Raw genomic sequence first — 4,502 nt, forward strand, 5'->3', positions numbered from 1 at the left:
AATTGAAAGTTCACTCAGAGTAAAGCTCTTAAAATACTTTCCAGTTTGATAATGCTTCGGAAAGATCACTTTGTGAGGGTCTCAAAGAAGGCCGAAAGGCATCTGAAAATCAATTCTCAGCAGTTAAAGCTCTTGGGGGTGGTCAACTGACCTCTCCTTTTTGCGAGGGTTCTAGTGACTCGTCATTGGCGGTTCGGTTTGTGGGTCTATCACCTCGCCCAGAGACCACTCTAATGTTTTTAACCGCTCAAGAGCGGTTTTGAAAGGACGCTTAACAGCATCTTCCTTCCAATGGCGGAGGGTAACATAAAACCCTTCAGGAGGGGTGTTTCTCGGTGGCCTCTTCGAGGCCCTATTATGCTGGCAAAACTTAAAAGGCTGTTCTTCTAATAGTTTCTTTTGTTGTGTTTGTATATTTTTGTAACCGTAAATTTTTTGAAGTTTTGAGTGTGATTTTGTTTTGGGGTTGTTTCCGTTCAGCCCGAAGGCTGATGACCTCCCGTTTGAGGCAAGCCGGTGGCCCCCAATGTGAACGGGAGTAAGAAGCCAACCGCACCAGTTGCAACGAATGCAACTGGTAGCGGAAACGGTTTCTGCTCGTATGCTGATTTTAGAATCTCCGCATTCCCGCCCCAAGGTTTCCAAAAGAAAATGTAAAGTTCCTAAAGTGCAACTTGAACTAGTTCAAAACAAGGTTTAAGTGTAATTCATGCGTAGTTTAATGTGTGGAGGTGATAGGATGAATAAAAGAGTCGTCTTGATCCTCTTCATAATGTTTTCTGCGGCAATAGCCTATGCAAGCGTTTTAAAGCCAACTCCCGAAAAGGAAATTCACCTCCCGCCGAATGCATACGGCTTACCGCTCTCAAAGCTCTGGAACATAACACTCGAGATAACGGGAGTTGAAAACTCGACGGCAGCTCTTGATTGGCTTCTAATAAAACTTGCTGAGGATGGAAGCCTTGACCATATAGTCCTTGAGTTCTATGGGATGGAAAATGGGAGACCCAAGATGTATCACGTTGAGGTAAATTCAAGAGGGAAAGTTACCTTCTACGAGGGCGATGTGGAGAGAAGGCTTGGTGGACAGCATCCTTTGAAGGTGCTCAGGGAGATAGAAAAGCTTGACTTCAGAGGGATTGAGTTCGGTGAGGATGGACTTGTGGTTGACGTCGATACAGTTGCAGGAAGCCTTGAGTATGGTTCAAATCTAAAACTCTATCTTCTTAAAAACGGTACGCTAACTCCTCTAAAGAGGATAAGATTCAAAAGCAGCGTTCCATGGCACGTAATAGGCATTTGCAAGAGAAAAGTCATGAGGAGCAGAAGTGGTTCCGCTGAAAGCACAGTGACGGTGACCATCACAGAAAACTCGATGACAGGGCAGTGTTTCGTGGTATTCATGCCCCAAGATTTAGATAAAGCTGTGGAAGTTGAGTATCCAACCCAGACTTAGAGTGAAAGCAGGTTTAAGATCAAGTATGGGTGAAGTTATGTTTACATCTTGGAGTTTAAGACCTTACATCGAGTTGCTAAGGCCAAAGTTCATAATTCCCTCGCTGATATCGGGTTTAGTGGCCTCAATAATTGCGAATTATCAGCATGATAGAGCTTGCATTTCCTTTTCTCTCTTAACAGCCCTTCTGATAATAGCACTTGTAACTGCTGCAGGACTTGTTATTAATTCAGTACCATGATTATGAGCTTGATGGTTTCACCCTTCACATAAGATAGCAAAGCTATCACGAAGATTACAAACGTTAAAATTAAGATAGTTTCGGTTAACATGATAGATTTTAGGTTGAAGAAGTTTAAATTTACTGTGTTTACCGTAAATTATATAAACTTTAGTCAACTTACTTATGTTGACAAAAGCTCATCACGGTGGTACTATGCCTAAGTCAGATGCATCACAAGAACTCGAGAGATTCTTTCCTCCTCCCTATACAGTGGTACCCTGGATGATGTCCCTGCCCTGTGTATTGTTCTTCAACATTGCATTCCTAAAGCTCTCTACGCTTATACAATTGCCCAGAGGTGAGAGAGATGAAGCTTGAAGACATTTATCCGGCTCCTTATAGTGGACTTCCAGGAATTCTAAACTCGCTTGGGATGATACTGATGGTTGTAGCGATGTTTTTCAATGTATCTGAGAATTTAAAGCTCGGATTCGTAACTTTTTGGATTGCTTGGGTTTTACTTCTTGTCTCGATTGGAAAGGAAGTTGAAGTCAAAAATGGAAAGCTGATTTTAAAGTATGGTTTCCCGAAGCCGCTCATAAAAGTTGAAATTTCAGAAATTAGAGAAATAACAAACATAACGAAGCTTAAGAGGGGTAAGATAGCGAGGTATTTCAGGCAAGCTCTCGTCGTGCCAATCTTAGTTCTCATCTTGCCTTACATCTACATTTTCGTGAAGGGCACAATGATTCCACTAAGATACGTTGTATTTTTGCTGATCCCAGCTTTCGTTGGCATAATGCTCCTCCTTTACTTCACGATGACGCTCTCTAATTACAGGGAATTCCTGAGAAAAGCAACAATCATTGTAGCAGTCGTTCTAGCGCTTCTCCTTCTAATGATTTTGAGAATCTTTAAACCTGTCGGAGAAGCACTTCTTATTTTCGTCATGTCCTATCTCCTTTTAGTGGTGAGCTTCGTTATTTTCATGTCCATAGGCATTAAGCGAAACGTTGTCCTGATTGAGGGTGATAGAGGTTGCTATGCTTTGTTTTGCTTTGGCGATTATAATGAACTTATCAGAGAACTTTTAAAGGTGGCTCAAAATGTTCAAACTGCCTGACAGAATGGAAGAAATTTGGCTTATGAAGGCTAAGGGTTTCAGAGAGATCGAGATAGCCGATGCTTTGGGAATCTCACGGCAAGCAGTTAACAAATCCCTAAGAGATGCCAAAGCAAAGCTCTTCGAGATGTTTCTTGGCTTGGCTGAAGTTTTTGGGTTTGAAGTGATAAGGGTGAATGTTGAGAAAGGTTTCATGGTCGCACACAGCGAAGAACTCAAAAAAAGGGTTTACTTTTTCTATGTTCCAAAAATGGGGGTTAGAGCTTTCTTTGAAGGCTCAAAAGTTCCCAATTACTTATTAAAACACGCTTTAGAAATCAAAATAACGAAAGATTTAAGTAGCGAGGTTCTCTTCGAAGTAGTGGAGGGGTAGAGGTGAAGGAACTCTTAACGATCCTCATCTCACTCTTAACCATCATCATCCCGCCTTTAATAATGCGAAACTATGCCAGGAAAATTCTGAGAGAGGACATTCCAAAGGAAGAGAAGCTCTACAAAGGGACAAAAGTTATGGTGGCGTGCATAGTATTGGCTTTCCTCATGTATTTTCCACCAATGATAGCTTTAGAGGCTTTGGATAGAGTTTCGAATTTCGTTGATGGAATAACTTCAAACATCTTCTTGGGAGCCTTGCTTTTTATGGCCATTTTAATATCCCCTCTCCTTCTCTCCATAACCCTCATCACAATGAGTGCCGCTAAAATCGAGACCAGCGTTAAAGGGCTCGAAGTCGGGAAGGGTGAAATACTCAATGACATCTTGAAGTTTTTTGCGTTGATAATCTTGCCGGGCATTGCTTGGTTCGCTCTATACATGACGCTCCCCGAGAGTATTAGAGAAAAAATGTGGTTAGTCTTTGTAGTTTTTGCCCTCTACATTCTCACAATCTTTGCGTTGGCTCCTTACTTGATCTTCTGGGTAGAGAAGTCAAAACCAATTGATGAAAATCTGAAGAAGGAGCTCATGGAGTTCTGCGAATCATTGGGCGTTAAAGTTAGAGACGTTAAAATTGTCGGCAAAAAGGAATACAAGGTTGTAAACGCTGGAGTCAGCGGAATAATTCCTAAATATCGCTACATTTTCGTGACACCACACCTCTTGGAGAACTTCGAGGAAGATGAGATAAAGGCTGTCTTAGCCCATGAGATTGGGCACATAAAAGGAAAGCACCTCTGGATAAATGCTACGCTAACGATTGGTTGGTTCGTCTTCTGGATGGGACTCGTTTATGCTCTTCACAAGCTCGGCATTAAGCTATTTTCTTCGCCATGGGTTTTCTTTGGTGTTTTCTTCTTCGCTTACTTCACGTATCTCTTCATTATTGAAGCCAAAATCGTCATTAGAAATGAGTTTAAAGCTGATGAATTTGCCGCTAAGATTGTGGGTAAAGAGGCAACAATTAGAGCTTTAGAAAAGTTGGCTGAATTAAATTTAACTCCCAAAAGAACAGGCAAGTGGTTTGATATTTTGAGCTTTCATCCTTCAGTTGAAGAACGGATAAGACATCTTGAGGTGGTAAAGGAATGAAAAAGTTGGGAGTTTTGCTGGTTGGAGTACTGCTTGTTGGTTTGGCTGCTGGCTGTATTGGCGGTAAATCCACCTCTACAACCTCAACAACTGCCCAAACTTCAACTCAAGCAACTTCAACAACATCTACCATCACAAATATGCCAACAACTACAACTTCATCTCCCTCAGAA

4 protein-coding genes are annotated in these 4,502 nt (G+C 41.7%); all 4 read left to right on the forward strand.

Annotated features, from left to right (window positions below; all coding sequences use genetic code 11):
• Nucleotides 1–739: 739 nt before the first annotated feature.
• The 4 genes from ACXJGZ_RS08130 to ACXJGZ_RS08145 all read left to right on the forward strand — a co-directional run bounded on the left by ACXJGZ_RS08130 (nucleotide 740) and on the right by ACXJGZ_RS08145 (nucleotide 4,329).
• Complete coding sequence (locus ACXJGZ_RS08130) at nucleotides 740–1,456, forward strand: hypothetical protein (protein WP_456399012.1); 717 nt, start codon at nucleotides 740–742, stop codon at nucleotides 1,454–1,456.
• Nucleotides 1,457–2,046: 590 nt separating this feature from the next.
• On the forward strand, nucleotides 2,047–2,802 hold the full coding sequence (locus tag ACXJGZ_RS08135; protein WP_456399014.1) for a hypothetical protein: 756 nt from the start codon (nucleotides 2,047–2,049) through the stop codon (nucleotides 2,800–2,802).
• Nucleotides 2,786–3,175: a hypothetical protein gene (locus tag ACXJGZ_RS08140; protein WP_456399016.1), complete on the forward strand. Its 390-nt coding sequence runs from the start codon at nucleotides 2,786–2,788 to the stop codon at nucleotides 3,173–3,175. The genes ACXJGZ_RS08135 and ACXJGZ_RS08140 overlap by 17 nt, the downstream gene beginning before the upstream one ends.
• A 2-nt stretch (nucleotides 3,176–3,177) precedes the next feature.
• On the forward strand, nucleotides 3,178–4,329 hold the full coding sequence (locus ACXJGZ_RS08145) for a M48 family metallopeptidase (RefSeq protein ID WP_456399018.1): 1,152 nt from the start codon (nucleotides 3,178–3,180) through the stop codon (nucleotides 4,327–4,329).
• Nucleotides 4,330–4,502: the final 173 nt, after the last annotated feature.

Source organism: Palaeococcus sp. (in: euryarchaeotes), from assembly GCF_053987695.1.

Bases quoted from the DNA above. Each gene is read 5' to 3' on its own strand.
- ACXJGZ_RS08130 (WP_456399012.1), top strand. From the start codon at position 740: ATGAATAAAAGAGTCGTCTTGATCCTCTTCATAATGTTTTCTGCGGCA.
- ACXJGZ_RS08135 (WP_456399014.1), top strand. From the start codon at position 2,047: ATGAAGCTTGAAGACATTTATCCGGCTCCTTATAGTGGACTTCCAGGA.
- ACXJGZ_RS08140 (WP_456399016.1), top strand. From the start codon at position 2,786: ATGTTCAAACTGCCTGACAGAATGGAAGAAATTTGGCTTATGAAGGCT.